This window comes from Mycobacterium sp., from assembly GCF_032162105.1.
Taxonomy (GTDB): domain Bacteria; phylum Actinomycetota; class Actinomycetes; order Mycobacteriales; family Mycobacteriaceae; genus Mycobacterium.
This window is the reverse complement of the sequence record NZ_JAVRPS010000607.1, coordinates 1-5,575: the sequence shown is the minus strand read 5'-3', so window position 1 is coordinate 5,575 and position 5,575 is coordinate 1. Positions and strand designations below refer to the sequence as shown.

7 protein-coding genes and 1 pseudogene are annotated in these 5,575 nt (G+C 64.1%); 1 reads left to right on the top strand and 7 read right to left on the bottom strand.

All coding sequences use genetic code 11. The annotated features are described in order from the left end of the window. Positions 1–176: 176 nt before the first annotated feature. Together QOC69_RS30970 and QOC69_RS30965 are read right to left on the bottom strand one after the other, a co-directional pair. Entirely contained in the window at positions 177–773 is a 597-nt protein-coding gene (locus QOC69_RS30970) for an Rv1733c family protein (protein WP_526446330.1), read from the bottom strand. A 27-nt stretch (positions 774–800) separates the two neighbouring features. Then, positions 801–1,478 (bottom strand): HdeD family acid-resistance protein, encoded by a 678-nt coding sequence (locus tag QOC69_RS30965; protein ID WP_526446329.1) that lies wholly within the window; start codon positions 1,476–1,478, stop codon positions 801–803. Between the two features lie 623 nt (positions 1,479–2,101). Here QOC69_RS30965 and QOC69_RS30960 point away from each other — a divergent pair. Then, on the top strand, positions 2,102–2,362 hold the full coding sequence (locus QOC69_RS30960) for a PucR family transcriptional regulator (protein ID WP_526446328.1): 261 nt from the start codon (positions 2,102–2,104) through the stop codon (positions 2,360–2,362). 237 nt (positions 2,363–2,599) lie between these two features. On the opposite strand, the gene QOC69_RS30955 is transcribed toward QOC69_RS30960, so the two are convergent. The 5 genes and pseudogenes from QOC69_RS30955 to QOC69_RS30935 all read right to left on the bottom strand — a co-directional run bounded on the left by QOC69_RS30955 (position 2,600) and on the right by QOC69_RS30935 (position 5,391). Beyond that, complete coding sequence (locus QOC69_RS30955) at positions 2,600–3,490, bottom strand: universal stress protein (protein ID WP_526446327.1); 891 nt, start codon at positions 3,488–3,490, stop codon at positions 2,600–2,602. After that, entirely contained in the window at positions 3,394–3,843 is a 450-nt protein-coding gene (locus QOC69_RS30950) for a hypothetical protein (RefSeq protein WP_526446331.1), read from the bottom strand. The genes QOC69_RS30955 and QOC69_RS30950 overlap by 97 nt, the downstream gene beginning before the upstream one ends. 38 nt (positions 3,844–3,881) lie before the next feature. After that, positions 3,882–4,745: a S1C family serine protease gene (locus tag QOC69_RS30945; protein ID WP_526446326.1), complete on the bottom strand. Its 864-nt coding sequence runs from the start codon at positions 4,743–4,745 to the stop codon at positions 3,882–3,884. A gap of 4 nt (positions 4,746–4,749) precedes the next feature. Next, positions 4,750–5,163 (bottom strand): annotated as a pseudogene (locus tag QOC69_RS30940) (sigma factor-like helix-turn-helix DNA-binding protein); the annotation flags it as partial. A 12-nt stretch (positions 5,164–5,175) separates the two neighbouring features. Then, positions 5,176–5,391, bottom strand: coding sequence for a sigma factor (locus QOC69_RS30935; protein WP_526446325.1), 216 nt, complete (start codon positions 5,389–5,391; stop codon positions 5,176–5,178). Between the last annotated feature and the right edge of the window lie 184 nt (positions 5,392–5,575).

Below are 5,575 nucleotides of genomic sequence, written 5' to 3'. Positions count from 1 at the left end.
GCCGCAACGGCTGTCGATGGTGTCGCCCACAAGTCCGCGCTACCGCCTATGTCGGTGTGCACACCGGCGGAGACCAACTTTGCGCAGTGACGTCAATTGGCGTGGCGCATCGTGTACGACGACATGGACTGCCGCACAGGCACGGCGCGCACTCATCGAGGGGTTCTCGCCAACGGTCATGGTTTACGGTTTGTCCGCCCGCCCGCGTCGTCGATGAGGCATCGGATGGCGCGTTCCCAGGCGGAATCACGCAGGCGATCAAGGCGCGAACGGCCCCACCACATGAACCCGACCGCGGCAAGGCTCACCGTTTGCCATGCCGCGTAGGCGACACCGACCGCCTCCACGCCGGCATGGAATGTCGGAGTGGGCGCATCGACGCGGTTGCCATCACGGCCCACCCAAAACTTCAGCGGATCACCAGTTTTGACGGCACGGTCCCATTCGAGGCTGCCAGCGTGTTCGGCGCCATCGACTTGCCACCGGGCGTTCACCCTCGTCACGGTGTCGTCATCGACTCTCAGAACGATCGTGCTGTCCTCGGCGGCTCTGGCGGTCACCGTGTGCCGGGTCTGGGCTTGCTCGACGTATACGCGGCTGCGCGCATCATGCACGGCCGTGCCCAGCGCCCCCGCACACGCGGTGGCCGCCAGAGCGACCAAGATTCCCAGGGCGATGATCACCAGTTCCAGGCGGTCGATGCCACGCACCAGCGGATTGCGGCCGCATGCGTGCAGAACCCACCATCCGTAGACGTAGTCGACGCTTTGCATGACCAGTCCCCCGTCGAGGTCGGTGGGTCAGCGAGCGGGGACGGCTGCGTCTGGTGCCGAGTGGTGGTCGGTGACCCCGAGTCGGTCAGCTAGCCCTTGCACGGCGTTGATGCCGCTGCGTCCTTGGTGGATCTGGAAGGCCAATGCGATTTCGCCGATGCCGTGCAGCAGGGCCCCGGCGGCCACCCACGCCACCAAGATCACCACGGAGATGTTCCATGACCCGGCGGCCCAGAACCCCAACCCCAGCTCAATCAGCCCGGTGATCAACAGCACCCACCATCCGGACACCGCGCTGCCGGCGAAGGCCATGACGACATCGAAGCTACCGCGGAAGATGAAGTAGAAGCTCACGATGGCGGCCAGCGAGACGAACGTGGCGCCGAGGTTCATCAACGAGACCACACCCACCACCACCAGAAGCGCCGCCAGCAACCCGTGCGCGATGCGCCAGCCGGTGGATGAGGACACCGCCCCGATCACCATCTCATTGACCGCGGCTACTAGGCAGTAGACCCCGAACAGCACGGCCACCGCCGCGACGGTGGTGTAGTCGAAGCGCAGGATGACGATGGATAGCACGATCCAGGCGGCGCCGGTGATCAACAGCAGCCACCAGAACCGGGTCTTGGACACGGCGTCTTCGAAGAAATGACTCACTGGCCCAGCGGGTGTCAAGGTCGCCGTACGACGGGTCTCGCTCATTGGTGCTCCTAAACCATTCGATTGATGTGGCCTCGCCAATCGCTCCGCGGCGATGACAACTCAACAGTGCTCCCGGCCGTGTGAAATGGCGATGTGGCGTGACACAACATGACCGTCGCGATGCAGTGCCGGCAGACAACGCCCATGTGGGCACTACTCTTCGGGATTGACTCGGCGAGAGCGGAAAACATGTCCGGATGCGGCAAACCTCCAGACATGCTTGCGATTTCCCCAACCACGACAGATCTCCTGGAGCACAACGCCGGACGCTTCCTTGCCGATACCGATCTTTGAAGCCGGCGCGCGGGTCACGTTGCGTCAAGGCTCATCGGCTACCGTTGTCTTGGCGACTAGCCCCCAATTGATGATCGTGTATCGTCGACGATCGCCCCAACCCGTGCAGCGGCCCGCCCCGCCGATCCAGATGGGCGGCACCGGTGAGCGCAAGACGTTGCATGGCGGCCGCCCGCGTCGGGGTTAGCGCCGCTTCGACGATCTGCGCGACACACCACATGCCCTGCACTGCGCCAAGGTGACGCTGCGGGGTCGCGCGGACCCCGCTCCGGGGTGTCGGTATTCGAGGCTCCATCCTCGCCACCGCCGTTGTCAGCGCCCCCGAGACTATGGTCAAATCCGACGGCAACGTGTTGGATGGTTTCCGCGATCTACCGGACGACGACCGCGAGATCCTCTTCGACACGTTTCAGGCGTGGCAGGACAACGACTCCTCCGTGCGCGCCACTGCGCAACAACTTGCGGTTCATCCCAACACCGTGCGACACCGACTCCGCCGAATCGAGTACCACACCGGCCGGTCCCTCTCGCGGCCAAGCGATGTCGCCGAATTATGTTTGGCGTTCGAGGTGCGTCGCCGGCTGATGTAGCCGAGACCGTCGACGGGTCGAGCAAGGCCCAGCGCGGTTGCCGCTCGCACCAGCGATAGGCGTGATCATCCCACAGATAGTTCCATGCGTCGTCGTCGGCACTGTAGTCCTCGCGTACTGTGCCCCAATGTCTTTCGCTGGAGTAGCGCCCTCACAGATACCAGTCGCTGGCCTGACGCAGGCCGAGGCAGCCGAAGCCACTGACTCGCTGTCGCTCGGCACTTCCGGTAGCCGTCATTACCGGGTGCCCTTACGGACCACGATGACCGGAACGTGAGCAGACTGTGTCACCGCTGAACTCACCGAGCCCAGATGTACGCCAGGATAGCCGCCGCGGCCATGACTTCCGAGCACCACTAGTTGTGCGTTAGTGGACTCGTCGAGCAGCCAGCGGGCCGGCACATCGCAGACCATTCGTCGATGCACCTGCACGTCCGGGTATCGCTCTTGCCATCCGGCCAGCCGTTCACCGAGCACCTCGTCGCCTTGGTCACGGTAGGTCCTCCAATCCATGCCCAAAATGGGAAAGACCCCGACGTCGCTCCAGGCGTGCAAGGCAACGAGCGGCACATTACGTCGCGCGGCCTCGTCAAAGGCTAGCGCCGTGGCCGCTTCCGACGCAGGCGAGCCGTCGATGCCCACGAGGACCGGCGCGTCATCGCGAATCTCGTGCTCGGCCTGCTCCGGATCATGGACCACCGCCACCGGGCACTGGGCGTGATGGAGTAGTCCCGAGCTGACCGAGCCGAGCACGTGCCGGCCGAACGCATCGGGCCCGCGACTGCCCACCACGATCATTTTCGCGTCTCTTGACTCATCGAGAAGCGTCGGAACCACACCTGCGTACACCATCACGGCGCTGACGTTCGGCGGTTTGTTGCCGGCCACCTCGTCGACAATTCGTTGCGCCCGATCCAGGATCTCCCGTGCCCGGTCTTCTTGTCCCTGCGTGATGGTGTCGTTGGGGGCCATCGTCGAGCTGATCAAAGTCGGCGCGACGACATTGACGACTGTGATCGGCAATCCGCGCATCAAGGCTTCGCGCCCGGCCCAGCGGACAGCGGCATCGGATGCGACCGACCCATCGACTCCGACCACCAGCTTGGATCGCATCGCCTCGCTGAGCATGTATCCCTCCTGATACCTAATGCCTTCGGCCTATCATCGCGCCCACGCCGCCCACCGTCATCGTGTGAGCGAACAACATACGCACGGCTTCGGTGCACCGAAGACCACCGGGTATGAACGCCCCTGCCAGACAATAGGTGCCATCGCGGGACCTCGTCGGCGCCAAGGGTGACGTGCACAGATCTGTGGTTGCCTGAAGGGTCGATGAAGTCCATGGCCACGCGGGTACCCGGTGCCCTCGACTGCACCGCTGCGACCAGCGCGGCGCTGTCTTCGATCGCTTGGTCGTCGAACTTCGTCACCAGCGCCCCGTCAGGCAGACCAGCCGCCGCGGCTGGCCCGCCGTCTGTCACGCCGATGATCCGGGCGCCATTGGAGTTGTCCTCGTTACTCACTGCGCTCCCAGCCAAGCGTGTGAGACCCCACCGGTGGTAATGAGTTCACGGGCTATTCGCTTGACGTTGTCAACCGGAATCGCGAAACCGATGCCGATAGAACCGCTCTGCGGTCCCACGCCGATTCGGCCCGGTGCCGCCGAGTTCATACCGACTCGCTGCCCATTCATGTCGACGAGTGCACCGCCCGAGTTCCCCGGGTTGAGCGCGGCATCGGTTTGGATGGCGTCGTAGGCCGCCACCTGGTTGTCGGTGGCCGTGAACACCGACCGATTGAGCCCGCTGATGACACCCATGGTCACGGTGTCGCCCAGACCGAGCGGAGAACCCGCCGCTGCCACCTGCTGGCCGACTCGAAGGTCGTTCGAGGTGCCGAAGGAAATCGGGGTAAGCCCCGAAACGCCCTGCGCCCGAACCACTGCGACGTCACCCCTCGGGTCGGTGGCGACCACCGTGAACGGCACAATACGGCCGTCGTGAAACGTGACCACGGCGCCCGACTCGGGTGGGGCGCTCGCGACGCCCGCCGCGACGTGGCTATTGGTCAAGATCAGTCCGTCAGCCGTGAGGATGATGCCGGAGCACAGTTCCGATTGGTCACTTTGGTCTGTTTGCAGCGTCACCACGCTGGGCAACACCTTCGCGGCCACCTGCTCGAGTGGAGAAACGGGGACGTTGATCGCCGATCGCCCGACCGCAGAATTAGGTACGAACAACTGGCCGCCGATGGTGGGCGGATGGACAAGGATCGCTGCCGCTGCACCAATCGCCCCGGAAAACAACGCCACCGCGAGGCCACGCAGAATCAAGGTTCCGATGTCCTTCAGACTTCGCCGGCCGTTCTGCTGCACTTCTGACACGGCGTTATCCGGCGGCCGGGATTGGCTCTGGCTCAACACGGGTGGCGCCGTCGCCGAGCAAGGTGCGGAGTCGTTGTCGGTCGCGATGAAGCCGCGTCATCACGGTACCGATCGGGGTTTTCATGATCGCCGCGATCTCCTTGTAGCGCAACCCCTGAACGTCGGCGTAATACACGACGTCGCGGAACTGCTGTGTCAGCGCCTGCATGGCCGCCTTGATGTCGTTGTCCGGCAACAAATCCAGCGATTCGTCCTCTGAGGAGCGCATCCCTGTCGGGGCACAATGGGCGTAGGCCTCGGCCAGATGCTGGTCGGCGACCTGCTCGGTGGAGTGCAACACCGGTTGGCGCCGCTTCCTGCGGTAGCCGTTGGTGTAGGTATTGGTCAGAGTCCGGAACAGCCAGGCGTTGAGATTGGTGCCCGGTTGGAATTAGTGGAAAGCACCGAATGCCTTCAGCATGGTCTCCTGCACCAAGTCCTCCGCATCGGTCTCGCTGCGGCTGAGCCGAAATGAGTGACGGTAGAGCGTCTCCCGCAATGGAACGACGTTTCGTTCGAACCGTGCGCTCAATTCGTCATCGGGTGAGCGCTTTTCGACCGGTTTGCGGCTTCGTGCCGTCCTCGCGTGGTGCTGCGTAACGGTCATTGTCGTCCTTCCATGGTGATGGCTGTCTCCGACCTCCGCGAGTGAATCCCCGGGATGCTCAGCCATCAGCACCGGGCGGTGTGCCCATACGACGACACGGCACGGGCGGCGGTCGACGACCTGAGCGGGCGCTCGGGACTCTTACTGCGCATAACCCGAGGAGTCAGCTGTCCTTCCATTGCGC